The sequence below is a fragment of the Pseudonocardia sp. genome, from assembly GCF_035305885.1.
Taxonomy (GTDB): domain Bacteria; phylum Actinomycetota; class Actinomycetes; order Mycobacteriales; family Pseudonocardiaceae; genus Pseudonocardia.
In genome coordinates this window covers 1-24,975 of sequence record NZ_DATGOP010000150.1, presented here as the reverse complement: position 1 = coordinate 24,975, position 24,975 = coordinate 1, and the positions used below count along the sequence as shown (strand labels likewise).

The window sequence follows — 24,975 nt, the reverse complement described above, 5'->3', positions numbered from 1 at the left end:
GGCTTTCAGTTCTCGCGCAGCACGCGCTTGGCCTTGTGGGTGTGGCGTTCCAGCGACCCGGGCGGGACGGGTTCGACGAGCGCCCGCACCGTGAGCTCGGCCCGCACCGCGGCGGCGAGCCGCGCGCACACCTCGTCGACCCGCTCCGGGTCGGCCTCCACGCGCAGCTTGATCGCGGTGAGCGCGCCGGTCGTGCGGTCGGTGACGTCGTCGTCGAGGACGATGCGGTACTCGCCCACGACGCCCTCGGTGCGGCGGACGACATCCTCGACCGCGGACGGGAACAGGTTCACGCCCTTGATCACGAGCATGTCGTCGGCGCGGCCGATCACCCCGCCGGGCAGGCGGGCGAGCGTGCGGCCGCAGGCGCAGGGCGTGCTGTCACGGACCACGACGTCGCCGGTCCACCAGCGCACGAGCGGGGTGGCCCGCTTGTCGAGGTGGGTGAGCACGAGCACCCCCGGCGTGCCGTCCGGCACCGGCTCGTGGGTGTCCGGGTCGAGCACCTCGGCGTAGGCGAAGTCCTCGGGCAGGTGCCCGCCCGCCTGCTCGGCGCACTCCCACGCGATGGGCTGGAACTCGAGGCTGCCGTAGCCGTCGTAGCAGCGGGCGCCCCACAGCTGTTCGATGCGCGCCCGGGTGGCGGGCACCGCGCCGCCCGGCTCGCCGCCGACGGTGACGCTGCGGACGGCCGACTCGCGCAGCGGGCGGCCCATGGCCTCGGCGGTGTCGGCGAGGTACAGCATGAACGACGGCGTGCCCGCCACCGCCGTCGTCCCGAAGCGGAAGATCGTCTCGATCTGGCGCTCGGTCTCGGCGGCGCCGCCCGGGATCACCGTGGCCCCGACGCGCCCGTACCCGCTGGTGAAGCCCAGCCCGCCGACGAACCAGGTGTAGGTGAACAGGCACTGGAACACGTCGGTGTCGCGGGTGCCCTGGCTGTAGGCGGCCCGGGCGTACAGGTCGGTCCAGCGGTCGAGGTCGGACTGCGTCCAGCACACGGGCGTCGGGCTCGACGTGGTGCCCGACGAGAAGTGCACCCGGCGCACCTCCGACAGCGGGGCGGCCAGCGCCGACCCCCACGGCGGGCTCTCCTCGAGGCTCGCCACGTAGTCGGCCTTCGCCACGAGCGGGAGCCTGCGCAGGTCGTCGAGCGAGCGCAGGTCGCCCGGGGTGAACCCGACGTCCTGCCACCGGCGCCGGTAGAAGGCGCTGTGCTCGTGCACGTACGCGAGCTGCTTGCGCAGCTGCGCCAGCTGGTGCTCGGCGATGCGCTCCCGCGACCAGGTCTCGACCTCGTCCCAGTACGACGCGGAGAACGGTCGGCCCACGCCTTCCCCCTCTCTAGCTCTGCGGCACGAACGCCAGCGGGCGGATGGGCGACCCGGTGCCGCCCTGGATGCTGAGCGGCGCGGCGACGAAGAAGAAGCTCCACACCGACGCCGCGACGAGCGGCTCGAGGTTCATCGCCTCCATGATCGAGATCTCGCGCTCGACGAGGAGGTGGACGTGCACGTCGAGCGACGGGCTCGGCATGTGCTCGTAGGCGACGGTGTCGGCGCCGCTCGCGCGCACGCGGCGGTCGGCGAGCCAGCGCGCACCGTCCAGCGAGACCCCCGGCGCCCCGGTCTCGGTGCCGAGGAACCGCTGCGGGTCGGACCAGTAGCGGTCCCACCCCGTGCGGACCAGCACCACCGAACCGGCGGCGGGTTCGGGCCCGTGGTCGGCGAACCACGTCGCGAAGTGGTCGCCGGTGACCGCGTCGTCGGGGGTGAGCTCGCGGCCCAGCAGCGTGGGTACGTCGACGAGGTGGCCGGTCGCGGCGATCGGCGCCATCTCGTGCACGGAGTGGACCGCCATGCCCCCGGTGAACGACTGGCGCCCGGTGATGTCCACCCCGCCCGCCACGGTGCCGCACTTGGCGACGTGGGCGAACCCGTCGACGTGCGTGCCGACGTGGTCGCCGGTGGTGATCATCGCCGCCGACCCGGACACGCCGCCGGGGTAGACCAGGTCGCCGTGGCGCTTGGTGAGCACGAAGCCGTACGGCGGGTGCGCCGGGTGGTGCGGGATCCCCGGGTACATCGGCTGGGCGAGGTCGAACACCCGCATGCGGCCCGCCGCGGGGAACGGGACGTCCAGCTCCCAGGTCACGCCGCCGCCTCCTGGGCGACCGCTCGGCCGATGACGAGGCGCTGGATCTCCGAGGTGCCCTCGTAGATCTCCAGGATCCGCTGGTCGCGGTAGAGCCGCTCGGCGATGTTCGGCTTGCAGTAGCCGTCGCCGCCGTGCACCTGCACCGCCACGTCGACGGCGTGGTGCGCGGCCTCGCTCGCGTACAGCTTGGCCATGGCGCCGAGCACCGAGACGTCGCCGCCGCGGTCGTAGGTCTCGGCCGCGGTGAAGGTGAGCAGGCGCGCCGCGGACAGCTCCGTGGCGACGTCGGCCAGCGGGAACGACACGCCCTGGTTCTCGATGATCGGCCGCCCGAACGTCGTGCGCCGCACCGCCTCGCGGGACGCGACCTCGTAGCCGGCGAGCCCGACCCCGGTGGACTGGGCCGCCACGCTGATGCGCCCGGCGTTCAGCGTCTTCAGCGCGAGCCGCAGGCCCCGACCCGGCTCGCCGAGCATGTCGGACTCGCTCACGCGGGTGTCGAGCTTGAGGTTGCTCGTCTTGGTGCCGCGGATGCCCATCTTGTCCTCGTAGCGGTCGATGACGACCCCGGGCGCCTCCCGGTCGACGAAGAACGCGCTGATGCCGCGCGGGCCCGCATCCGGGTCGGTGCGGGCGAACACGACGTAGTGCCGCGACGCTCCCCCGTTGCCGATGAAGATCTTCTCGCCGCGCAGGCGGTAGCCGTCGCCGTCGCGCTCCGCGGTGGTGCGGATCGCGTTGGCGTCGCTGCCCGCGCCGACCTCGGTGAGCGCGAAGCTCACCGCCTCCCCGCGGGCCATGCCGCCGAGGTAGCGCGCCTGCTGCTCCTCGGTGCCCGCGAGCAGGATCGGGGTGCCGCCGAGCGCGTACGCCGTGAGGATCGCGCCGGTGGAGGCGCAGGCGCGCGAGACCTCCTCGATGACGGCGCACGTCGTGGCGAACGAGGCGCCGGCGCCACCGAAGCGGGTGGGCACGAAGAGCCCGGCCAACCCCGACTCGACGAGGAGGGCGACGTTCTCGTCCGGGTAGCGCTGCTCCCGGTCGAGCTCCTCGGCCAGCGGCGCGAAATGCTGCTCGGCGAGCTCCTTCGCCGTGTTCAACCATTTGCGGCCGTCGTCGTCGAGCTCCGGGGACCACACCACAGCCATTCGTGCTCCGATCTCGTGCCGTGAATTGCCAACCTACTCAGACGTATGTCTGGTTATCGATGTCGATCCACCAACCCCTCGGAATCGATCGATCAGTCGAACGGCCGCAGGCCGTTCACGACGAAGGTCGCGAACTCGTCGGCGATCTTGTCGATGTCGCTGTCCGGCCGCGGCCGGTACCACATGTTGATCCAGTTGAGGGCGCCGAGGATCGGCTTGGCCGCAAGGCGCGGCGGGACGTCGCGGAAGATGCCCTCCCGGATGCCGTCGGCCACGATGTCGGCGAAGTACTGCTCGTACTCGTCGCGCATGTCGACGAACGCCTGCAGCACCCTGCGCTGCTTGGTCCCGGCCTCCTGCATGAGGTGCATCTCGGTGCCCTGGACCGCCACCCGCGAGCGGGCGCTCTGGGTCATCATCACGACGGCGTGCATCCGCGCGGCGGCGTGCAGCCGCTCGTCCGGCGGCAGGTCGCGGCGCTCGGCGATCGGCCGGATCCGGTCGAGCAGGTCCAGCATCGACAGCGTGAGCACGTCGAGGAAGATGTCGGCCTTCGACCGGTAGTAGTGGTAGATCCGCCCCTTCGTCGAGCCCAGCACCTCGGCGATGTCGTCGACGCTGGTGGCGGTGAAGCCCCGCTCCATGAACACGGTCGCGGCCGCGTTCAGCACCTCCATGCGCCCCGCCTCCGCGGGCCCCCTCCGGCCAAGGCCGGCTTGCATCGCCACGGCAACTCCTCATCCCGACCGGCGCGTGATCGTGTGCCAGATTCCCACCAGCCCGTTCGGCGACAGCAGCAGGATCGCGGCCAGCACCCCGCCGAGGACGATCTTGTCCGCGTCGCCGCCGAACGAGAACAGCTCCTGCTGCGTCGTGAGGATCGCCGCGCCGACGAGCGGGCCCAGCAGGAGCCGCCGCCCGGGCAGGATCACGGCGGCCAGCATGAACAGCAGGAAGTGCGCCGAGAGCAGGTCGGGGCTCACGTAGCTGCGCTGGTAGGCGTAGAGCCAGCCGGCCAGCCCCGCGATCGGTGCCGAGAGCACGAACACCAGCACCCGGGTCCGGCGCACGTCGACGCCCAGGGTGGTGGCGAGCTGCGGGTTCATCTGCGCCATCAGCGCGGTCACCCCCAGCCGGGACCGGCGGAACCGCGCGATGAGCGCGACGACCAGCACGAGCAGCCCGAACGCGATCGGCCACATCTCGGCGTTGGTGCGGGCGACGTACTGCCCGCCCACCGCGGGGAGCGCGAGCAGCGGGACGCCGACGAGCCCGTCCGTGCCGCCGAGGAAGTCGCTGTTGCTCACCACGGTGAGCCCGATGACCGCCGCCGCGTAGGTGACCAGGGAGAACACGAACTCGCGCGTGCGGATCGTGGCGAGCCCCAGCACCACCGCGAGCGCCGTGACCACGCCGATCGCCGCGGCGAGCGACGTGAGCGGCCCCCAGCCGTACTTCACGGCCACCACCGCCGTGGCGTACGCCCCGCCCGCCCAGAACAGGGTGTGGCCGAGGCTCACCTCGCCCAGGTAGGACAGCACGACGTCGATGCCGTAGGACATGATCGCGAAGATCGCGATCAGCACGACCGCGGCGTAGATCCGGTCCGAGCCGCCCAGGAGGACCGGCACCAGGTAGCCGAGGACGATCAGCGCGGGCCAGCGCAGCACGCGGACCGCGGTGGGCAGCGCGCGCCCGCCCTTCTCGCCCCCGCCCGGGGCCCGCTGCGGTGTGACCTGCAGTTCGCTCACGCTCACCGGATCCTCAGCCCCTCGGGTCGCACCACGAGGACGATCAGCAGGACGGCGAACGCCGCCGCCATCGAGTACGCGGGTGGGAAGAACGCCCCGAACAGGGCGACGAAGAAGCCGAGCCCGAAACCGGTGACGAGGTTGCCCAGCACGCTGCCGATGCCGCCGAGCACCACCACCAGGAAGGTGATGATCACCTCGTCGAAGCCGATCGAGGTGAGGATCGGGCTGCGCGGGGCGATGATCGCCCCGGCGAGAGCGGCGCTCAGCGCGGCGAAGACGAACACGCCCAGGTAGACCCGCGCGGCGTCGATGCCGTAGAGCTGGGCGAGCTTGGGGTCCTCGGCCACGCCGCGCACGATCCGCCCGATCCCCGTGCGGCTCAGCACGTAGAACGTCACCGCGTAGAGCGCGAGCGCCGCCACGATGATCAGGACGTCCTGCTGGGTGAACCGCGCCGACCCGATCGCGACGTTCTGGCTGCTGAACGGGCTCGGGATCTGCTGCGGGTTGCCGCCGAACACCAGCGCGGCGCTGCCCTGGAGCAGGTAGCCGAACGCCAGCGTGACCAGCATCAGGCTCACGATGTTCTGCTCGACGACGAGCCGGGTCAGCGCGAGCTGCATGACCGCGCCGAGCACCCCGACCGCCACCAGCGCGATCGGGATGGCCACCAGGTAGGGCACCCCGAGCGCGGTGCAGGCCCACCACGTCACGAACGCGCCGAGCATGTAGAGCTGGCCGTGGGCGAAGTTGACCAGTCGGGCCGCGCCGAGCAGCACCGTCCAGCCGACGGCGAGCAGGGCGTAACCCGCGCCGAGCGCGAGCCCGTTGACCAGCTGATCCAGCACCCTCATGCGCGCAACCCACCCAGGTAGGCGGCGACGATGCGCTCGTCGTCGCGCATCTGCTCGGCCGGGCCCGAGGCGACGACCCGGCCCTGCTCCAGCAGGTAGAGCCGGTCGGCGACCTCGAGGGTCGCCCGGACGTTCTGCTCGACCAGCAGCACCGACAGCCCCGCGTCGACGAGCTCGCGGACGTGGCGCAGCACGTCGAGCACGAGCCGCGGCGCGAGCCCGACCGAGGGTTCGTCGAGGATCAGAAGCCGCGGCGCCGCACGCAGCGCCCGGCCGATCGCGACCATCTGCCGCTCCCCGCCCGACAGCGTGGAGCACCTCTTGTCCGCCCGCGCCGCGAGCTGCGGGAACACCTCGTAGACCTCGGCCACCGAGTACCGCTTGCCCGCGGCCTTGCGCGGCGGGCGGACCAGCTCGAGGTTCTCCTCGACCGTGAGCGTCTCGAACACGCCCTTGCCCTCCGGCACGAGCACGATGCCGCTCGCGGCCCTGCGGTGGGCGGCGAGCCCGCCCACGTCCGCGCCGTCCAGCCGGACGGCACCGGACACCGCGGGCCTGCCCCGCGACCAGCCCGCCACCGCGTTGACCAGCGTGCTCTTGCCCGCGCCGTTGGCGCCCGCGACCGCGACCAGCTCGCGCTCGCCCACGGTCAGGTCGACGCCGTGCAGCGCGGCGGTGCGGCCGTAGCGGACCTCGAGGTCCACGAGCTCCAACAGCGCGCTCATGCCGTCCGCCCCAGGTAGGCCTCCAGCACCGCGGGCAGCCGCTGCACCTGTCCGGGTGGGCCGTAGGCGATCTGCCGGCCCCGGTCGATCACCACGAGCCGGTCGACGATCTCCATCACCAGGTCCATGTGGTGCTCGATGAGCACGATCGCGAGCCCGCGGCGGCGCAGCTCCTCGAGCAGGGCGGCGAGGTTGCGCATGTCGTCGCCGCCCACCCCGGCCGCGGGCTCGTCGACCAGCAGCACGCGCGTGCCCCCGCCGAAGGCGAGCACGATCGACAGCACCCGCTGCAGCCCGTACGGCAGGTCGTCGGGGCGCAGCTCGTGGTAGCGCGCCGCGATGCCGAACTCGGTGAGCAGCTCGGCGGCCTCGCGGCGGGTCGCCGCCCGCGCGGCGTGCTCCCGCCACGGCGTGAACACGCTCGGCAGCAGCCGCGTCGCGCGCTCCACCTGCAGGCTCGCCATCGCGTTCTCCAGCACGGTGAGGCCGGTGAAGAACGAGTTCTGCTGGAACGTGCGGCGCAGGCCCCGCCGGGCGAGCGCCTGGGTGGACAACCCCGAGGTGCTCTCCCCGTACAGGCGGCACTCCCCCTCGTGCGGCACGGTGTTGGTGATCGCGGCGAAGCTGCTGCTCTTGCCCGCACCGTTGGGGCCGATGACCCCCACGATCTCGCCGTCGTCCACCGTCCACGACACGTCGTCGAGGGCGGTGAGGCTGCCGTAGCGCACGGTCAGCCCCTCGACGGCCAGCGCCGGAGCGCTCATCCCCACACCGCTTCGTCGACCGGGATCTCCTCGAGGACCTTCGTCTTGCCGCCCTCGACGGTGAACGCGTAGACGGCGAACTCCTGCTGGCCCTCCTCGGTGAAGCGGACGTCGCCGAGGACCGTGTCGGTGAAGCTCTCGCCCTGGATCGCGTCGGCCACGGCGAGCCGCTCCGTGGTGCCCGCCTTCTCCACCGCCTTGCACCAGATGTCCACGCTCTGCGCGCCGAGCGCACGGTACTTGTCGGGGAGGTCGCCGCCCGAGCGCTGCGTGTAGGCCTGCACGAACGCCTCGTTGCGCGGCAGGCTGCGGAACGGCTCGACGTCGGGGAAGTACAGGTCGGCCGAGACCAGCCCGTCGATGACCGCGCCACCGGCGAGCTCGATGACGGTCGGCGAGACGGTCCCGGTGCCCGCGAAGTGCACCGCCGGGATGCCCGACTCGGCGTACTGGCGCGCCATCGCCGGCATGCCGGACGACTCGGCGGCGTTCGCGGAGAACACGACGTCCGGGTTCGCGGCCGCGATGTTCGACAGCGGGATGCGGAAGTCGGTGTCGGTGAAGGCGAACGTCTGCTCGGCGACCACCTCGACGCCCCGCTTCTCCAGCTCGGCGCGCAGGGCGGCGCCGGCGTCGTTGCCGTAGGCGTCGTTCTGCAGCAGCATCGCGACCCGCTTCGCCTGCAGCGTGTCGGCGATGTAGCGGGCGGCCACGTGCGCCCCGACCTCGTTGCCGGCGTTCATCCGGATCGCGGCCGGGTCGGCACCCCCGAGGATCGAGGCGTTCTGCGGGATCGTCGTGATGTTCAGGATGCCCGCGCGCACCAGCACCGGCTGGATCGCGAGCGTGACCGGGCTGTTCCAGCCACCCATCACGACGTCGACGCCCTCGGCGATGAGGTCGTTGGCCGCGCTCACGCCGGCGGCGGGCGTGCTCTGGTCGTCGCGCGACACCACCTCGACCTGGCGCCCGGCGCAGCCGCCCTCGGAGTTGACCAGGTCGGCCATGACCTCGATGGCCTCGAGGACGTGCGCCCCGTTCGGGCCGGCCGGGCCGGAGAGCGGCACGATCACCCCGATCTTGAGCGGTCCCGCGTCCTGCTCCGGTGCGCTCGCACCCGGCGCCGCACCGGACCCGGTGTTGGCACATCCCACGCTGAGCGCCGCGAGCACCGCTGCGGTGGCGGCGAGCAGCTTCCTCGAGCCCTTCACACGCGTCTCCCCATTGAGTCGGACGGTCGAGGCAGTCGACGTACTACTGCGTAGGTTGGGTGTATAGAGGGGCCGATGTGATCAGGTCAAGGGCACCGGTGAAAATCGCCGAGAAATCGAGTGTTGACGACATACCGCGCAGTATGTTCAGCTGCTCGCGGGCCTGATCGGCTCGCGCGGCGGCGACATTGTGGTGGCCGGAAGGGGGCCCGATGAACGATCTTCGTCCCGTACCCGGCTGGGCGCGGTCGCACGGTCACGTCCGGTTGCGACCGCCGGTCGCGGCCGAGCCCGCCTCGGATCGGCTGCTCGTCGGCGAACGGATCGCGCGCTACGGCTGGGCCTACGACGAACGCGACCGCGCCGCCCTCGCCGAGTGCTTCACCGCCGACGGGGTCTGGGAGGGCCTGGTCATGGGCGGGGACCGGGTCGGGCCGGTCGAGGGCCGCGACGCCATCGCCGACTTCCTGGCCGGGTTCTGGGCGCAGCAGACCGACCAGCGGCGGCACGTCTTCACCAACGTCGTCGTCGACGCGCTCTCCGCCGACCGGGCGGACGCGCACGCATACCTGGTGCTCACCGCCGCCCACGGGGGCGCGATGACTCCCGTGACCACCGGCCCCTACCGGTTCGAGCTCGCCCGGGAGCCCGACGGCGTGTGGCGGATCGCCCGGCTCGCGGCCGGGTTCGATGCACCGTTCTGATGGGCGGCACCGTGCTCGTGGTCGGCGCGAGCGGGCTCGTCGGCGCGGCGGCCGTCGACGCGTTCCTCGGCGCCGGGTGGGACGTCGTCGCACTCTCCCGCCGCCCGCCGGAGGTGTTCTCCACCGCCCCGTTCCGCCACTTCCCGGTCGACCTGCGGGACTCGGACGCGTGCCGCGCCGCCGTCGGCGAGCTGTCCGGCGTCACCCACGTCGTCTACACCGCGCTCTACGAGAAGCCGGGGCTGGTGGCCGGCTGGCGCGAGCAGGACCAGATGGAGACCAACCTCGCCATGCTGCGCAACCTGCTCGACCCGCTCGCCGCGGCCGCCGGCCTGCGGCACGTGACCCTGCTGCAGGGCACCAAGGCCTACGGCGTGCACCGCCACCCGATCCGCATCCCCGCCCGCGAGCGCCACCCGCGCGACGACCACCCGAACTTCTACTGGCTGCAGGAGGACCACCTGCGCGCCCTCGCCGCCGAGCGGGGATTCGCCTGGACGATCCTGCGCCCCCAGATGGTGGTCGGCCCCGCCTACGGCGTGGCGATGAACCTGCCGCCGGTGATCGGGGCGTACGCGGCGATCCGCCGCGCGGAGGGCCGGCCGTTCTCCTTCCCCGGCGGGCCGTCGTACGTGACGGAGGCGGTGGACGTGCGCCTGGTCGCCGACGCCGCGCTCTGGGCCGCCACCGAGCCGCGGGCGTGGGGCGAGCACTTCAACCTCACCAACGGCGAGGTGTTCGAGTGGCGGGACCTGTGGCCCGCGCTGGCCGAGGTGCTCGGCGTGGAGACCGGTCCGGACGAGCCGGTGCGTCTCGGCGAGTTCCTCCCCGCCAAGGCGGACGTGTGGGACGACGTCGTCCGCACGCACCACCTGCGCCCGCTGCGCCTGCCCGAGCTGCTCGGCGAGTCGCACCACTACGCCGACTACTGCTTCGCCTACGGCGCGAAGCGCGTGCCGGCGCCGGCGTTCGTGAGCACCGTGAAGATCAAGCAGGCCGGGTTCTGCGAGACCTGGGACACCGAGGAGTCGATGCGGCACTGGCTGCGGGTGCTGATCGACCGCGGCGTCCTGCCCCCCGCCTGATCGACGGCTATGGTCGGGCGATGGCCGACGCCGACATCCACTTCTACTTCGACCCGGTCTGCCCCTTCGCCTGGATGACCAGCAAGTGGGTGCGGATGGTGCAGGCGCAGCGCGACTACCGCGTCGACTGGCGCTTCATCTCGCTGCGGCTGGTCAACGCCGACGTCGACTACGCGACCCGCTTCCCGCCGGAGTACGAGGCCGGGCACACGTCCGGGCTGCGGCTGCTGCGGATGGCCGCCCGGACCCGCGCCGAGTACGGCCGGGAGGCCATCGGGCCCCTCTACGAGGCGCTCGGCTCGGCGATCTTCGACCGGGAGGACGCCCGCAACGACGCCATCGCCCGCGAGGCCCGCGGCACCCGCGGCTTCGTGGAGCCGATCCTGGCCTCGGTCGGTTTGCCCACGGCGCTCGCCGACGCCCTCGACGACGACGTGTGGGACACCGAGCTGCGCGCCGAGACCGACGAGGCGCTCTCGCTCACCGGCAAGGACGTCGGCACGCCGATCCTGCACTTCGAGCCACCGGACGGCGTGGCGTTCTTCGGTCCGGTGATCAGCCGGCTGCCCACCGCAGAGCAGGCGGCGCAGCTGTGGGACCACGTGATCGGCTTGACCCGGTTCCCCGGCTTCGCGGAGCTGAAGCGCAGCCTGCGCGAACGTCCCCAGCTGCGCGCGCTCGGCTGGCGCGAGGGCGAGGTCGGCGCGGTGGAGGACTGGCACGGCGGCAGCCGCCGGCGCACGAAGTAGCGCCCCTCAGTCGTCCGGGAGTTCGCCGTCGCCCAGCTCGTCGACCTCGGCGCCGCGCTCGGCGAGCGCCTCCTTCACCACACGGTAGGCAGTGCCGGCGCCGTAGCCCTTGCGGGCGAGCATCCCGACGAGGCGCCGCCCGGCCGCGGCCCGCTGCTCGGCGGTGCCGACGGCGAGCGAGCGCAGCTTCCGGTCGACCAGCTCCCGCGCCCGCCGCTCCTCCGCCTCGGCGTCCACGCCGGCGAGCGCCTCCTGCGCGTCCTCGTCGCTCACGCCCTTGCGCCGCAGCTCCACGGCGAGCGCGCGGCGGGCGAGGCCGCGGTAGGCGTGCCGGGAGCGGACCCACTGTTCGGCGAACGCCGCGTCGTCGATCAGGCCGACCTCGTCGAACCGCTCCAACACCGTGTGGGCGGCGTCGTCGGGCACGCCCTTGCGCCGCAGCGCGGTGGCCAGCTCCTGCCGCGTGCGGGCGCGCTCGGTGAGCAGCCGCAGGCACACCTCGCGGGCGACGGCCACCGGGTCGGCGTCGGGGTCGAGCTCCTCCGGGGCCCGTCCGCGCCGACCGCGCGGACGCCGGTGCGGCTCCTCGACCTCTGGCCCGGTGGCGGCGCCGTCGTGCCCGGCCTCCCCGGGGACCGGGCCGTCGGGAGCTGCACCGTCGGGACCCGGACCGTCCGAGCGTGACCGTCCGCGGCGCCGGGCGCCCGGGCGGGTGCCGCCACCCGGCTCACCGGCCCCGCGTGGACGGCGCCGACCGCCGCGGATCGCACGCCCGTCCAGGGCGGCGGGGCCGAGCTCGACCACGGTGACGTCGTCGCGCCCCGCGCTCACCGACGGCACGTCGAACAGCGCCACCGGCCCCGCCGCCCCCGCGGTGCTGTCCCGCTGCGCACCGCCGGGGGCGGCGAGGTCGGCGACCGGCGCGGCCGGGGCGGCGTCCCCGACCCGGCCCAGGTCGACGGGCCCCGCCGGCGCCGGGCCGGACCGCTCCCGGCCCGGCTCGGCCGCGGGCAGCTCGTCGAGCCGGGCCACCGGCGCGCGCACGACTTCCGCGTCGCCGACGTCGATCCCGTCGAGCCGGGCGACCCGCCCGTCGGCCATGCTCAGAAGTCGACCGGGGCGGGCAGCGGCTCGGCCTCGGCGTCGACCTGGGCGCCGACCCCGAGCTTCTCCTTGATCCGCTTCTCGATCTCGTTGGCGACGTCGGGGTTGTCGCGCAGGAACTTGCGGGCGTTCTCCTTGCCCTGCCCGAGCTGGTCGCCCTCGTAGGTGTACCAGGCGCCGGACTTGCGGATGATCCCCTGCTCGACGCCGACGTCGATGAGCGAGCCCTCGCGGCTGATGCCCACGCCGTAGAGGATGTCGAACTCGGCCTGCTTGAACGGCGGCGCGACCTTGTTCTTGACGACCTTGACGCGGGTGCGGTTGCCGACCATGTCGGAACCGTCCTTGAGCGTCTCGATGCGGCGGACGTCCAGCCGGACCGACGCGTAGAACTTCAGCGCGCGCCCACCGGTGGTGGTCTCCGGCGAGCCGAACATCACGCCGATCTTCTCGCGCAGCTGGTTGATGAAGATCGCCGTGGTGCCCGAGCTGCTCAGCGCGCCGGTGATCTTGCGCAGCGCCTGGCTCATCAGGCGGGCCTGCAGGCCCACGTGGCTGTCGCCCATCTCGCCCTCGATCTCGGCGCGCGGGACGAGCGCCGCGACCGAGTCGATGACGATGATGTCGAGGGCGCCGGAGCGGATCAGCATGTCGGCGATCTCGAGGGCCTGCTCACCGGTGTCGGGCTGGGACACCAGCAGGGAGTCGGTGTCGACGCCGAGGGCCTTGGCGTACTCGGGATCGAGCGCGTGCTCGGCGTCGATGAACGCGGCGATGCCCCCGGAGGCCTGTGCGTTCGCCACGCAGTGCAGCGCCACCGTGGTCTTACCGCTGGACTCCGGGCCGTAGATCTCGACCACGCGGCCGCGCGGCAGCCCGCCGACGCCGAGCGCGACGTCCAGCGCGATCGACCCGGTGGGGATCACCCCGATGGGGGGCCGGGTCTCGTCGCCGAGGCGCATCACCGACCCCTTGCCGTGGTTCTTCTCGATCTGCGCGAGGGCGAGCTGCAGCGCCTTCTCGCGGTCGGGTGTGGTCATCGCCGGGTCTCCACCTCAGTGCTCTGGACGGGTCTGTCGGTTGGCGTCGACGGTAGGCGGGGCCACCGACGATCTGTGCGGGCGGTCGCGATCTGTGGACAGCCGCACCGCGATGTGGATGGAATCGTAGCGAACACGTGTTCGATCGACCACGGGACACGCCGGGTGGCCGCGCGGTGCCCACCTCGCGGTGTTCGTGCCCGGGGTCTGCGCCGGCAGGTGTGCGGTCGCCGTCGACGCCCACGCGCGGAGGATCCCGGTCGAGAGCGGTCGAGCGGCCCCGGATTCCGACGAACGGCGCGTCGGTCGCACGGGTTCCGACGAAGCGCCGCCGCTCGTCGGGAGGACGCGTCCGGCAACCCGACGCACCCGGAGGACGGGGCGCTGTCGGTGGCCGGCCCTACCGTCGCGCCCGTGAACCGCACCGACCGCCTCTACGCGCTGGTCGAGGAGCTGCGGGCGTGCGCACCCCGGCGCCTGTCGGCCCGGGAGCTCGCGGCCCGCTTCGAGGTCAGCGTCCGCACCGTCGAGCGGGACATCTCCGCGCTCCAGCAGGCGGGGGTGCCCATCTACGCCGACGTCGGCCGCACCGGCGGCTACACCCTCGACAAGAGCCGCACCCTGCCGCCGCTCAACTTCACCCCGACCGAGGCGGTCGCGGTCGCCATCCTGCTCGGGCGCAGCCGGGGCTCGCCGTACCACCGGTCCGCGCGCACCGCCCTCCACAAGATCATCGCCGCCATGTCCGCCGCGGACGGCGCCGCCGCCCGCGAGCTCGCCGACCGCATCCGGTTCATCTCCCCCGTCGAGCCGGACGAGCCCGCGTCCGTGCCCGCCGTGCTGGAGGAGGCCGTCGCCACGCGCCGCGTCGTGCGGATCGGGTACGTCGACCGGGCGGGGGCGGTCACCGACCGGGAGGTGGAACCGGTCTCCTTCACCGCGCGGGATCGCTGCTGGTACCTCGTCGGCTGGTGCCGCCTGCGGGGCGGGGCCCGCGTGTTCCGCACCGACCGGATCCGCTACGCCGTCCTGCTCGACGAGCGCGCGCCCGTGCGCAGCGCCGAGGAGCTCGGGTGCCCCGTCCCCGGGGACGTGGTCCTGCGCCCGGTGGAACTCGTGTGAAACACCGACGGGGGGTTGTCGCCCGCCCCGTCGAGGGTGGCGCCATGACCGAGACCACCGCACCCGACACCGCGACCACCAGCACCGGCCCCGCGCCCGGCACCGTCGCCTGGTTCCAGATCGGCACCGACGACCCGGCGGGGGCCCGGGAGTTCTACGGCGGCCTGTTCGGCTGGGGGGCCACCCCCGACCCGGACTCCGAGGGATACGACCTGGTCGCCCGCCTACGCGGGCGGCGGGCGGCCGGCGGGCGGGATCGCGCACACCGCGGGCGGCGCGGCGAACCACGCGACGTTCTTCGTGCGCGTCGAGGACGTCGCGGACGTGTGCGCCCGCGCCGAACGCCTCGGCGGCAGGGTGCTGACGCCGCCCGTCACCACGCCGAACGGGCTGGTCTTCGCCCACCTCCTGGACCGGTCGGGCAACCGCTTCGGCGTCTTCACCCCCGCCTGAGGCCCGTCAGCGGCGCGCGGGCGGCACGTCGTAGGCCTCGCAGACCACCTTCCACACCTCGCGCGGCTCGATGCCCGCCTCGAGGGCCTCCTCCACCGTGCGGCCGCCGAGCTCGGAGAACACGTGGTCGCGCGAGACGGCCGCGGCGCGGACGACGCCGAACTCGTTCTCCATCAGCTCCCGGAAGTAGGTCAATCGCACAACGACCACGGTAGTGGCAGGCTTTCGCCGTGCTCGACCTGCTCGCCGACGTGTGGGGGACGCTCGGGGGCGACCCGCGCGAGCTCCACCGGATCCGGATCACCGGGCCGCCCGAGGTGCTGCCCTCGACGTTCCCCGTCACGGCCGCGGGCACCGCCGCGGTCGGCGCGAGCCTGCTCGCCGGGACGCGCGGCGCGCCGGTGTCGCTCGACACCCGCGCGCTCGCCGTCGCCCTGCGCAGCGAGCGCCACGTCCGGCTCGACGGCCGCCCGGTCGGCAGCCCGTTCGACCCGCTGTCGGCGTTCCACCGCACCGCCGACGGCTGGCTGCGGCTGCACGCCAACTACCCGTGGCACCGGGACGCGGCGCTGCGCGTCCTCGGCTGCGGCGACCCGGCGGACGTCCCGGCCGCGATCGCCGAGCGCGGGTCGCTCGAGCTGGAGGCGGCGCTGCACGACGCGGGCGGGGTCGGGGCCGCGGTGCGCACCGAGGAGGCGTGGCGCGCGCACGCCGGCCCGCCGCCCCCGCTCGTCCGACGGCGGGTCCTGGGCGACGCGCCGCCCCGGCCGGCGGGCAGGCCGCGCGTGCTCGACCTGACCCGCGTGATCGCGGGGCCGGTCGCGACGCGCACGCTCGCCGCCCACGGCGCCGACGTCCTGCGCCTGGACCCGCCCGACCGGCCCGAGATCCCGCTGCAGGCCTACGACACGCTCCCCGGCAAGCGCAGCGCCCTGCTCGACCTCGCCGCGCACCGGCCGGTGCTGGAGGAGCTGCTGGCCGGCGCGGACGTGGTGGTCTGCGGCTACCGCCCCGGCGCGCTCGAGAAATTCGGCCTCGGCCCCGCCGAGCTGGCCGAACGCCACCCGGGACTGGTGGTCGTGACGCTGTCGGCGTGGGGCCACCGGGGGCCGTGGGCGCGCCGGCGCGGCTTCGACAGCATCGTGCAGGCCGCGTGCGGGATCGCCCACGCCGAGGGCGCCGACGGCGCCCCCGGCGCGCTGCCCGCGCAGCTGCTCGACCACGCCACCGGGTACCTGGCGGCGGCCGGTGCGCTCCTCGCGCTCGCCGAGCAGCGGCGCAGCGGCGGGACCCACCACGTCCGGCTGGCGCTCGCCGGCACCGCGGCGTGGCTGCAGTCGCTGCCGCGGCGGCCGGCCGGCCCCGTCGCCGAGGTCGACCCGACCCCGTACCTGGTCGAGGTCGCCGCGCCGGCCGGGAGGCTCACGCTCGCCGCCCCGCCGGGCGCGGTGGACGGCACCCCGCTGGGGTGGCCCGACCCGCCCCCGTCCTACGGGACGGCCGCGCCCCGCTGGTAGTCGGACCGGTACCGTCGTGTCCGTGATGTCCGTTCTCGCGCAGGACCCCACCGGCCTGTCCTCGCCCGTGGGGCGGCTGGTGGTCCTGTTCGGGCTGCTCGCGTCGCTGGTGGTGCTGCTGCGCTGGTGGTGGTTCAACCGCAGGCGCTGACCGCCGTCAGGACAGCGCGGGCCGCGGCCTGCGCACCACCGCCGAGCCCGCGGCCAGCAGGTACGGCACGGCGATCACCGCGGCCGCCACCCCGAGCACCCGGTACGAGGTGCCCGCGAACACCAGGCCGGCCGTGATGCCCCCGACCGCGCCGCTCACGTTCATCGCGACGTCCGCCATGCCCTGCACGCCGGTGCGCACCCGGGCGGGCACCGACTCCGACAGCAGCGCCGACCCGGCGACGAGGCCGCCCGACCACCCGAGCCCGAGCAGCACGAGCCCGACGGCGAGCAGCGCGGTGTCGGTCGCCCCGGCGAGCGCGCACAGCACGCCGGCCCCGAGCAGGAACGCCGCCGCGAGCACGAGCACGCGCGGGCGCCCCGCGCGGTCGGCGAGCCAACCGAACAGCGGGCTCAGCGCGTACATGCCCGCGACGTGCAGGCTGATCACGAGCCCGATGACGGTGAGCGTCGCGCCGCCGTGGTCCATGTGCACCGGCGTCATCGACATCAAACCGACCATGAGCAGGTGGCCGACGACGATCGCGCCGATCCCGAGCAGCGCGCCGCGTGAGGCGAACAGCGCGGCGCGCGCCTCGGCGGCGCTCGGGGGCGGGCCCGCCTGCGCCGCGGCCCCGTCCCGGGCCAGCAGCAGCGGGTCCGGCCGCAGGCCCGCCCACGTACCGAGCGCGGCGAGCGTGAACGCGCCCGTGCACAGCAGGAACGGGCCCGCCGCGGGCTCGATCCGGAGCGCGGCGGCCACCCCCTGGACCGGTCCCGCGAGGTTCGGGCCGGCCACCGCCCCCACCGTGGTCGCCCAGACGACCGTGGCGAGCGCGCGGGCCCGCCGGTCCGGGGCCGCGAGGTCGGTGGCGGCGAACCGGGCGGCCAGCCCCGCCGCCGTGGCCGACCCGACCAGCACGAGCGCGGCGAGCAGGGCGGGGGCGCTGCCCACCGAGACGGCCGCCACCGCCCCCGCCCCGCCGAGCGCGGCCGTGCCGTAGCCGAGGCTCAGCGCGGGGCGCCGGCCCGCGCGGGTCGCGACGCGCGAGACGGTGAACGACGCCACGGCGGCCCCGAGCACGACGGAGGTCTGGGCCAGGCCGCCCACCGCCTCCGACCCGGACAGGCGGGTGGCGACCAGCGAGCTGACCGCGATCGCGCCGGCCACCCCGACCCCGCCGAGCACCTGGCTGGCGGCGAGCACGGCGAGGATCCTGCGTTGGACGGCGCTCTGGGTGGTGGTCACCGCCCGATCCTCGTGTGGCGACCACCGCCCGCGCCAGCGATTCCTAGACCGCCTTGTGGAAGCCGCCGTCGACGAGGACGTCGGCCCCCGTGGTGCTCGCCGAGCGGGGCGAGGCGAGCAGCACGATCACGTCGGCGACCTCCTGCGGGTCGAGCAGCCGTCCCGTCCGCACGGCCATCGCCTCCGGGGCCACCTTCTCCAGCACCGCGTCGCGGTCGGTGCCGAGCGCGGCGGCGAGCACGTCGGCGGCCCCGCCGTCCTCGGTCCACCACGGCGTGCGGACCGGTCCCGGCGAGACGCTGTTGACCCGCACGCCCTGCGGGGCGAACTCCTCCGACAGCGACTTCGTGAGCGCGGTGAGCGCCGCCTTCGCCGCGGAGTAGTCGGCGTTCATCGCGCCGGGCTGGCGCGCGACCGCCGACGAGACGTTCACGATCGCCCCACCCCGCGCTCCAGCATCGCCGGCAGCGCCGCCCGGATCGCGCGCACGGCCGAGAACAGGTTGAACTCGACCATCTCCCGCCAGTCGGCGTCGGTGAGCGGGAGGAACGAGAACCGCGGGAGGGTCGCGCCGGGCGGGGGCCCGCCCGCGTTGTTGACGAGGACGTCGAGGCCGCCGAACACCTCGACGGCGCGGGCGACGACGGCCGCGGGCGCGTCCGGGTCGGTGAGGTCGGCGGGCACGTGCACGAGGCCGGGGCCGGCGAGCGCGTCGAGCGCAGGCGTGCCGGTGCGGGAGGCCACCACGACGTTCGCGCCCTCGGCGCGCAGCGTGCGCGCGACGGCGAGGCCGATGCCCTTGCTGCCGCCGGTGACGACGGCGGTCTTTCCGGTGAGTTCGAGTTCCACACCGACGAGACTCGCCGCGGTCGGCGGGCGGATCCGGCGGGAATCGGACGCCGGGCACCGGCGTCCGGATTCCGCTATCGCCCGACGTCCACCGGATCCGGGTCGGGGCGCGCCGGCAGCGCGGAACGGGCGAGCGAGATGCCCGCGCCGCGGGAGAGGCGCGTGGCCGCGGCCGCGGCCGCGATCAGCAGGATCACGCCGACGTCCTCGGCGAGCTCCTCGATGTGGTAACCGACGGCGAACCCGAGCCCCTCGTTCCCGGCCGCCATGAACAGCCCCTGCACGGCCTCCAGGCCGAGCCCGGCGGCGAGCATCATCCCGATGCCGGAGACCAGCAGCACGCGGGCCCTCGCGGCGACGCGGACGGCGAGCATCGCGATGGCGACCGCGACGCCGAGCCCGGCGAGCACGCCCGGGATCAGCCAGTAGAACGGGAACGAGCCGGTCTCGCCCGCCACGATCCGGCCCAGCCGCTCGGAGCGCTCGTGCAGCTGGCTCTGGTCGTCCAGCGACAGCAGCGCGAGCACGCCCGCGGTGACGAGCCAGTACCGCGCCTCCGGCGCCCCGGCGGCCCGCGCCGCGGCGAACGCGCCGAGGTGGGCGAGCGCGGCGGTGGCGAGCAGCGCCACGCTCCACCAGGTCGGCAGGTTGTGCTCGACGAGCAGGTCGACGAACAGGCGCGCGTCGCGCAGCACGGGGTGCGCGGGGTCGGCCGCGACGAACCCGGCGGAGAGCAGCGCGAGCGCCACGCTCACCGCCCCGCACCACCACCAGAACGGAGCGAGGCGGACCGGGACGTCGTCGGCGCCCGCCGGTGACGGCGCCGCCGCGCGGTGGCGCACCGCGACGGTGCCGCGCCCGGACGGGACCAGCGCGTGCAGCGCCGCGGCCAGCATCAGGGCCGCGCCGAGGTTCTCCCCCAGCTCCCCGAGGTGCGCGACGAGCACCGGCGCGAGGTCGGGCCCGGTGCGCCCGCCGAGCAGAGCGGCGCCCAGCTCCCCGCCCACCGCGGACACCACGAGCAGCACGCCGCCGCCCGCGAGGAGGCGGCCGGACGGGGCGCCCACCCGCGCCGCCAGCAGCACCAGCACCGCGACGACCAGGGGGACGACGAGCGCGGCCATCGCGAACCAGCTGCGGGTGAGCGCGCCCTCGCCGAGCAGGAGCCTGCCGATCCCGCCCAGCCTGCGGTGCACGCCGGTGAGCTCGGCCAGCGAGAACGCCGCGGCGAGCGCGGACGCGGCGAACCACGCGCCGGCCCCGGCCACCCGGCCCGTCCGGGCCGCCGCACCGGTCACGGCGAACGCGAGCGCCACCGCGACCAGCAGGGCGGTGCCCCACCAGGAGGGCAGGCTGTTCTCGCCGAGCGCGTCGAGCCAACGGGCGAGCTCGTTGCGCTCCCCGGGCTCCGGTCCCGTCGCGGCGACGGCGAAGCTCATCGCCGCGAGAACGGTCGAAATGATCAGGACGCAATGGAGCGTCCTCCGGGATCCGGAATCGATCATCGGCCGACTCCTCGCCTCGACGACGTGGGCTAGAGCGGAAGGCGAGACGAGGTTGGCACAGGCCGGGTGGATTCACCCGGAGGTGGGAGCGACGGCATTCCGCGTGTCGTTCATGGAATTCCCGGTGCGGTGATCGAGAACCGCTTCGTTCAGCGTGCCCCGGCGGACACCGGCGGGAGCGTCGCCCCGGTCTCGAGCAGCGTCTTCAGGTCGGAGATCAGGTGCGGCCACCCGGATTCGACCATCGTGCGCATCGTGCTGCCTTCCGGGAAGTCGTCGTGCACGACCGTGAGCTTGACCGTCTCACCCATCGGTTCGATCTCGAACGACACCCGCGACCTGCGTTCTGCGGCGAGCGTGGCGCGCAGCTCCTCGTCGATCCCGTTCAGGCGCGCCCATTCCTCGGTGGGCGTGTGCCAGGTGTAGGCGAGCCTGCGGTACGGCTCGGCCTCCAGCACGACCTGCTCGGGGTCGGCGATGCGGTGCCCGTCCTGCTCCCAGACCATCGGCGAGCCCCGCCGCCAATCGGTCTCGAACGACACGCCCCAGTAGCGGCGGGTGAAGGCCGGGTCGGTGAGCGCCGTCCACAGCCGCTCGGGCGTGGTCTTGATGTAGGTCGTGTACACGAAGGCGGGCAGACCCGTCATCGGGGACTCCAATGCTCGCTTGAGGTCGGCGAGCGCCTCCACCCGCCGCCGTTCGTACTGCCGGATCCAACGGTCGGCGATCGCGAGGATCGGGACCGCGTTGAGGTAGTGCAACTTCTCCCGGCCGTGGCGGACCGTGGTGACGAGGTTCGCCCGCTCCAGCACCGCGAGGTGCTTGCTCACCGACTGCCTCGCCATGTCCAGGCCCGCGCACAGCTCGGTGAGCCGCTGCCCGTTGCGGGCGTTGAGGCTGTCGAGCAGCCGCCGCCGGCTCGGGTCGGCCAGCGCCTTGAAGATCTCGTCCATCCCGCTCCGGTCCGCATATGCAGCCGCACGGCTGCCTTTTCACGATAGGCAGCTGCTTGGCTGCATGTCAACCGTCGCCACACTGGCCCCGTGACCGTGCTCGCCGTCCCGTTCCACCTCGACGAACCCCTGCCCGACCTGGAGCTGCCGCTCCCCGCCGACCGCACGATCGCTCCGGACCTCCCGGACGGCGCGCCGTGGGAGCGGATGGCCGTGCTCTACGAAGAGGTCGCCGAGGTGGTGGCGGCGCAGGTCCGGAACGGCCGGGTGCCGATGGTCCTCTCCGGCGACTGCACGACGTCGCTGGGCGTCGTCGCCGGGCTGCAGCGGGCCGGGCGCGATCCGCGCGTGGTCTGCTTCGACGCCCACGGCGACGTGCAGACGCCGCAGACCACGACCTCGGGCTACCTGGGCGGCTTCCCGCTGCGCCAGCTCGTGGGCGGAGCGGATCGCACGGCACCCGAGCGGCTCGGGCTGCGCCCGGTGCCCGAGCAGGACGTCGTGCTGGTCGACGCCCGGGACCTGGACCCGCCGGAGGCCGACTACCTCGCGGGGTCCCGGATCCGCCACGTTCCGGTCGACGCGGCGGTGCAGGCCGTGGGCGAGGCAGGCGCGCCGGTCTACCTGCACGTCGATGTCGACGTGGCGAACCCCGAGGACCTGCCGGGCACGCTGTTCCCGGCCCCCGGCGGCCCGTCGCTCGCGACGGTGGCCGACGCCATAGGCGGGATCGTCGCCGCGGGCGGGGTGGCCGCCGTCGGCCTCGCGTGCACCTACCGGACGGGCAGCGGGGCGGACCGCCGCCTGGCCGGCCTGGTGGGGCGGCTCTCAGCCGTCCAGTAGCCGCGCGGCGGCCCGGCGGGCCTGCTCGACCCCGTCGGGCTGCCCGCCCGCCGTCACGGCGACGTTGGCGCCCTCGTAGAGCAGGTGCAGCTGGGCACCCAGGTCGGCGTCCCCGCCGACGAGCTCGGTGAACAGGGCCCGCATCGCCGCCTTCTCGGCGCGGATGACCGGCTCGCCGGGGTGGCCGGTGCCGCCGATCTCGGCGTGGGCGTTGACGAACGCGCAGCCGCGGTCCTGGTCGGCGAGCCGTTCGGCGAGCGCGTCGAACACGGCGAGCGCCTGCTGCGGCCCCGGTGGCACCCGCTCGACGTACCCGCGGACGAACGCGTGCCACCGCTGCGCGCGCCGCCGCAGGTACAGCGCGACGAGGGCGTCCTTGCTGCCGAACCGGTCGTAGAGGGTCTTCTTCGTGGTGCCCGCCGCGTCGGCGATCAGGTCGACGCCGACGGCCCTGATCCCGCGCCGGTAGAACAGCTCCGCCGCGGCGTCGAGGAGCCGCTCCCCAGCGGGCGTCAGGGGCATCACGTCGAACTGGGCGCTCATACACTGCGAGTATACCGACCGGTATGGTTACCTCGCCGGCATGGAACGACGCACGCACCCCGCGGCGGGCACGGCGGCGGGCACGACGGCGGGCACAGCCCTCGTCGTGCTGTGGAGCTCCGGCTTCATCGGGGCCGAACTCGGCACCCGCTACGCCCCGGCCGACACGCTGCTGGCCTGGCGCTACGTCGTGGCGGCCGCCCTGCTCGGCGGGCTCGCGGTCGTGCTCGACACCCGGCTGGGCCCGCGGGCGCTCGTGCGCCACGGCGCGCTGGGCCTGCTCATCCAGTGCCTCTACCTGGGCGGGGTCGTCACCGGCGTGGCGCTCGGCGTGCCGGCGGGCACGACGGCGCTGATCGCGGCCGTGCAGCCGCTGCTCGTGGCCGCGGCGGCCGGGCCGCTGCTCGGCGAGCGCACCGGGGCGCGCGGGCGCGTCGGGCTCGCGCTCGGGCTGGTGGGGGTCGGCCTGGTGGTCGCGGGCGACCTGGGGTCCGGCGGCGCCCCGTGGTGGGCGTTCCTGCTCCCGGTCGGCGGCATGATCGCGCTGTCGGCGGGCACCCTGCTGGAGCGGTGGTGGCGGCCGTCGGAGACCCCGCTCACGTCGCTCACGGTGCAGACGGTCGTGGCGGCGGGGTTCTTCGTCGCGCTGGCCAGCGCGGGCGGGCGGCTCGCCCCGCCCGCCGACCCGGGGTTCTGGTGGGCGGTCGCGTGGGTGGTGCTGCTGTCGTCGTTCGGCGGCTACGGCGCCTACCTGCTGGTGCTGCGCCGCAGCGGGGCCGTGCGCGTGAGCACGCTGCTCTACCTCACCCCGCCCGCCACGATGCTGTGGGCGTACGCCATGTTCGGCGAGGCGCCCGGCCCGCTCGCGCTGCCGGGCGTCGCGATCTGCGCCGCCGGGGTCGCCCTCGCGCTGCGCCCCGCCTCCGACACCGCCCGCGCCCCGGTCACCCCGTATGCCGCCGTCCAGCCGGAGCCTGTCGGGGGTTCGGCGCATGATGGGTTGTGTGAGCGCGCTCGACGGCTTCTCCCCCGCCACCCGCGACTGGTTCCGCGGGGCCTTCGCCGCGCCCACCGCGGCCCAGGAGGGGGCGTGGCGGGCCGCGCAGGCGGGGCGGCACGCGCTCGTCGTCGCCCCCACCGGCTCCGGTAAGACCCTCGCCGCGTTCCTGTGGGCGCTCGACCGGCTGGCGTCCGAGCCGGCGCCGGAGCCGGCCCACCGGTGCCGGGTGCTCTACGTCTCCCCGCTCAAGGCCCTCGCCGTCGACGTCCAGCGCAACCTGCGCTCGCCGCTCGCGGGCATCCGCCAGGCCGCCACGCGGCTCGGCCTGCCCGCCCCCGACATCACCGTCGGTATGCGCACCGGCGACACCCCGGCCGACGAGCGCCGCCAGTTCGCCCGCACCCCGCCCGACGTGCTGGTCACCACGCCCGAGTCGCTGTTCCTGCTGCTCACCTCGGCGGCGCGGGAGGCGCTGCGCGGCGTGGAGACGGTGATCGTCGACGAGGTGCACGCCGTGGCGGGCACCAAGCGCGGCGCCCACCTCGCGCTGTCGCTGGAGCGGCTCGACGAGCTGCTGCCGCGGCCCGCGCAGCGGATCGGGCTCTCGGCCACCGTGCGCCCGGTCGACGAGGTCTCCACGTTCCTCGCGGGCGCCCGACCGGTGGAGGTCATCCAGCCGCCGATCCCGAAGACCATCGAGGTGGCCGTCCAGGTTCCGGTGCCCGACCTGGCCGCGCTCGACGAGCAGCCCGCCGTGGGCGGCTCCGACGAGGAGGTCGTCGGCTCCGCCGCCGGCACGGCGCAGCGCCCGTCCATCTGGCCCGCGGTCGAGCGGCGGCTGCTCGAGCTGGTGCGCGAGCACCGTTCCACGATCGTGTTCGCCAACTCGCGGCGGCTGGCCGAGCGGCTCACGGCCCGGCTCAACGAGCTGGCCGCCGAGGAGGCGGAGGAGGCGGTCGACCTCGACGCCGACCACGGTGTCGATGCAGGGGCCGACGCAGGGGCCGACCGGGAGCGCTTCCCGGCGGAGGCCGTCGGGCAGTCCGGGGTCGGCGGCGGGGCGCCGCCCGTCGTCGCCAGGGCGCACCACGGGTCGATGTCGCGCGAGCAGCGCACCCTGGTGGAGGAGGAGCTCAAGAGCGGGCGGCTGCCGTGCGTGGTCGCCACGTCCAGCCTGGAGCTGGGGATCGACATGGGTGCGGTCGACCTCGTCGTGCAGGTGGAGGCGCCGCCGAGCGTGGCGTCCGGGCTGCAGCGGGTGGGCCGCGCGGGCCACCAGGTCGGCGCGATCTCCCGCGGGGTGGTGTTCCCGAAGTACCGGGGCGACCTCGTGTCCTGCGCGGTGGTCGCCGAGCGGATGGCGGCGGGCGCCATCGAGTCGATCCGCTACCCGCGCAACCCGCTCGACGTCCTCGCCCAGCACGTCGTGGCCATGGTCGCGCTCGAACCGTGGCAGGTCGACCACCTGGCCGCGGTCGTGCGCCGGGCGGCGCCGT

At 74.5% G+C, this 24,975-nt stretch carries 24 protein-coding genes and 3 pseudogenes; 10 read left to right on the top strand and 17 right to left on the bottom strand.

Annotated features, from left to right (window positions below; translation table 11 throughout):
- Positions 1-5: 5 nt before the first annotated feature.
- The 9 genes from VKZ81_RS33365 to VKZ81_RS33325 form a co-directional block, all read right to left on the bottom strand.
- Positions 6-1,331: a phenylacetate--CoA ligase family protein gene (locus VKZ81_RS33365; RefSeq protein WP_324245739.1), complete on the bottom strand. Its 1,326-nt coding sequence runs from the start codon at positions 1,329-1,331 to the stop codon at positions 6-8.
- A gap of 13 nt (positions 1,332-1,344) precedes the next feature.
- A complete protein-coding gene (locus tag VKZ81_RS33360; protein ID WP_324245738.1) occupies positions 1,345-2,154 on the bottom strand; it encodes a cyclase family protein in 810 nt (269 codons plus the stop codon).
- Positions 2,151-3,305 (bottom strand): acyl-CoA dehydrogenase family protein, encoded by a 1,155-nt coding sequence (locus VKZ81_RS33355; RefSeq protein ID WP_324245737.1) that lies wholly within the window; start codon positions 3,303-3,305, stop codon positions 2,151-2,153. Before VKZ81_RS33355 ends, VKZ81_RS33360 begins: the two co-directional genes overlap by 4 nt.
- Before the next feature lie 92 nt (positions 3,306-3,397).
- A complete protein-coding gene (locus tag VKZ81_RS33350; protein WP_324245797.1) occupies positions 3,398-4,027 on the bottom strand; it encodes a TetR/AcrR family transcriptional regulator in 630 nt (209 codons plus the stop codon).
- Between the two features lie 15 nt (positions 4,028-4,042).
- The gene (locus VKZ81_RS33345; protein ID WP_324245736.1) at positions 4,043-5,056 is read right to left on the bottom strand and encodes a branched-chain amino acid ABC transporter permease; all 1,014 of its coding nucleotides are present in this window, start codon (positions 5,054-5,056) and stop codon (positions 4,043-4,045) included.
- 2 nt (positions 5,057-5,058) lie between these two features.
- Complete coding sequence (locus VKZ81_RS33340; RefSeq protein WP_324245735.1) at positions 5,059-5,913, bottom strand: branched-chain amino acid ABC transporter permease; 855 nt, start codon at positions 5,911-5,913, stop codon at positions 5,059-5,061.
- Positions 5,910-6,638: an ABC transporter ATP-binding protein gene (locus VKZ81_RS33335; protein WP_324245734.1), complete on the bottom strand. Its 729-nt coding sequence runs from the start codon at positions 6,636-6,638 to the stop codon at positions 5,910-5,912. The genes VKZ81_RS33340 and VKZ81_RS33335 overlap by 4 nt, the downstream gene beginning before the upstream one ends.
- Positions 6,635-7,402, bottom strand: coding sequence for an ABC transporter ATP-binding protein (locus VKZ81_RS33330; RefSeq protein ID WP_324245733.1), 768 nt, complete (start codon positions 7,400-7,402; stop codon positions 6,635-6,637). Before VKZ81_RS33330 ends, VKZ81_RS33335 begins: the two co-directional genes overlap by 4 nt.
- Positions 7,399-8,613 carry an ABC transporter substrate-binding protein gene (locus VKZ81_RS33325; protein ID WP_324245732.1) on the bottom strand — a complete coding sequence of 405 codons (1,215 nt, stop codon included), beginning with the start codon at positions 8,611-8,613 and terminating at the stop codon, positions 7,399-7,401. Before VKZ81_RS33325 ends, VKZ81_RS33330 begins: the two co-directional genes overlap by 4 nt.
- A 212-nt stretch (positions 8,614-8,825) precedes the next feature.
- On the opposite strand from VKZ81_RS33325, the gene VKZ81_RS33320 reads away from it, so the two are divergent.
- The 3 genes from VKZ81_RS33320 to VKZ81_RS33310 are packed head-to-tail and all read left to right on the top strand — an operon-like array spanning position 8,826 to position 11,151.
- Positions 8,826-9,317 carry a nuclear transport factor 2 family protein gene (locus VKZ81_RS33320; RefSeq protein ID WP_324245731.1) on the top strand — a complete coding sequence of 164 codons (492 nt, stop codon included), beginning with the start codon at positions 8,826-8,828 and terminating at the stop codon, positions 9,315-9,317.
- Positions 9,317-10,402, top strand: a complete 1,086-nt coding sequence (locus VKZ81_RS33315; protein ID WP_324245730.1) for an SDR family oxidoreductase — start codon at positions 9,317-9,319, stop codon at positions 10,400-10,402. Before VKZ81_RS33320 ends, VKZ81_RS33315 begins: the two co-directional genes overlap by 1 nt.
- A 20-nt stretch (positions 10,403-10,422) precedes the next feature.
- Positions 10,423-11,151, top strand: a complete 729-nt coding sequence (locus VKZ81_RS33310) for a mycothiol-dependent nitroreductase Rv2466c family protein (protein WP_324245729.1) — start codon at positions 10,423-10,425, stop codon at positions 11,149-11,151.
- Between the two features lie 6 nt (positions 11,152-11,157).
- Here the strand turns inward: VKZ81_RS33310 and VKZ81_RS33305 are convergent, their stop codons facing one another.
- The gene (locus tag VKZ81_RS33305; RefSeq protein ID WP_324245728.1) at positions 11,158-12,252 is read right to left on the bottom strand and encodes a regulatory protein RecX; all 1,095 of its coding nucleotides are present in this window, start codon (positions 12,250-12,252) and stop codon (positions 11,158-11,160) included.
- A gap of 2 nt (positions 12,253-12,254) precedes the next feature.
- The gene (recA, locus tag VKZ81_RS33300) at positions 12,255-13,295 is read right to left on the bottom strand and encodes a recombinase RecA (RefSeq protein ID WP_324245727.1); all 1,041 of its coding nucleotides are present in this window, start codon (positions 13,293-13,295) and stop codon (positions 12,255-12,257) included.
- Between the two features lie 414 nt (positions 13,296-13,709).
- Between recA and VKZ81_RS33295 the strand changes: the two genes are divergently transcribed.
- Together VKZ81_RS33295 and VKZ81_RS33290 are read left to right on the top strand one after the other, a co-directional pair.
- Positions 13,710-14,417, top strand: a complete 708-nt coding sequence (locus VKZ81_RS33295; protein ID WP_324245726.1) for a helix-turn-helix transcriptional regulator — start codon at positions 13,710-13,712, stop codon at positions 14,415-14,417.
- 213 nt (positions 14,418-14,630) lie between these two features.
- Positions 14,631-14,870, top strand: a pseudogene (locus tag VKZ81_RS33290) (VOC family protein); the annotation flags it as partial.
- A gap of 6 nt (positions 14,871-14,876) precedes the next feature.
- On the opposite strand, the gene VKZ81_RS33285 reads toward VKZ81_RS33290, so the two are convergent.
- Positions 14,877-15,071, bottom strand: a complete 195-nt coding sequence (locus tag VKZ81_RS33285) for a DUF3046 domain-containing protein (RefSeq protein WP_324245725.1) — start codon at positions 15,069-15,071, stop codon at positions 14,877-14,879.
- Positions 15,072-15,100: 29 nt separating this feature from the next.
- On the opposite strand from VKZ81_RS33285, the gene VKZ81_RS33280 reads away from it, so the two are divergent.
- A complete protein-coding gene (locus tag VKZ81_RS33280) occupies positions 15,101-16,387 on the top strand; it encodes a CoA transferase (RefSeq protein ID WP_324245724.1) in 1,287 nt (428 codons plus the stop codon).
- A gap of 22 nt (positions 16,388-16,409) precedes the next feature.
- Entirely contained in the window at positions 16,410-16,538 is a 129-nt protein-coding gene (locus VKZ81_RS33275) for a hypothetical protein (protein ID WP_324245803.1), read from the top strand.
- A gap of 6 nt (positions 16,539-16,544) precedes the next feature.
- Here VKZ81_RS33275 and VKZ81_RS33270 read toward each other — a convergent pair whose 3' ends face one another.
- The 4 genes and pseudogenes from VKZ81_RS33270 to VKZ81_RS33255 all read right to left on the bottom strand — a co-directional run bounded on the left by VKZ81_RS33270 (position 16,545) and on the right by VKZ81_RS33255 (position 21,093).
- On the bottom strand, positions 16,545-17,786 hold the full coding sequence (locus VKZ81_RS33270) for an MFS transporter (protein WP_324245723.1): 1,242 nt from the start codon (positions 17,784-17,786) through the stop codon (positions 16,545-16,547).
- Positions 17,787-17,829: 43 nt separating this feature from the next.
- A pseudogene (locus VKZ81_RS33265) lies at positions 17,830-18,635 on the bottom strand (SDR family NAD(P)-dependent oxidoreductase).
- Between the two features lie 74 nt (positions 18,636-18,709).
- The gene (locus tag VKZ81_RS33260; RefSeq protein ID WP_491723630.1) at positions 18,710-20,140 is read right to left on the bottom strand and encodes a DUF8692 domain-containing protein; all 1,431 of its coding nucleotides are present in this window, start codon (positions 20,138-20,140) and stop codon (positions 18,710-18,712) included.
- A gap of 149 nt (positions 20,141-20,289) precedes the next feature.
- Complete coding sequence (locus tag VKZ81_RS33255) at positions 20,290-21,093, bottom strand: ArsR/SmtB family transcription factor (protein WP_324245721.1); 804 nt, start codon at positions 21,091-21,093, stop codon at positions 20,290-20,292.
- Positions 21,094-21,183: 90 nt separating this feature from the next.
- On the opposite strand from VKZ81_RS33255, the gene VKZ81_RS33250 reads away from it, so the two are divergent.
- The gene (locus VKZ81_RS33250) at positions 21,184-21,936 is read left to right on the top strand and encodes an arginase family protein (RefSeq protein ID WP_324245720.1); all 753 of its coding nucleotides are present in this window, start codon (positions 21,184-21,186) and stop codon (positions 21,934-21,936) included.
- On the opposite strand, the gene VKZ81_RS33245 is transcribed toward VKZ81_RS33250, so the two are convergent.
- The gene (locus tag VKZ81_RS33245; RefSeq protein WP_324245719.1) at positions 21,922-22,479 is read right to left on the bottom strand and encodes a TetR/AcrR family transcriptional regulator; all 558 of its coding nucleotides are present in this window, start codon (positions 22,477-22,479) and stop codon (positions 21,922-21,924) included. The two genes, VKZ81_RS33250 and VKZ81_RS33245, sit on opposite strands and share 15 nt — an antisense overlap.
- 40 nt (positions 22,480-22,519) lie before the next feature.
- Between VKZ81_RS33245 and VKZ81_RS33240 the strand changes: the two are divergent.
- Together VKZ81_RS33240 and VKZ81_RS33235 are read left to right on the top strand one after the other, a co-directional pair.
- A pseudogene (locus tag VKZ81_RS33240) lies at positions 22,520-23,380 on the top strand (DMT family transporter); the annotation flags it as partial.
- 91 nt (positions 23,381-23,471) lie between these two features.
- Positions 23,472-24,975: DEAD/DEAH box helicase (locus VKZ81_RS33235; protein WP_422662698.1), on the top strand; the 1,504-nt coding region annotated here is incomplete at its 3' end.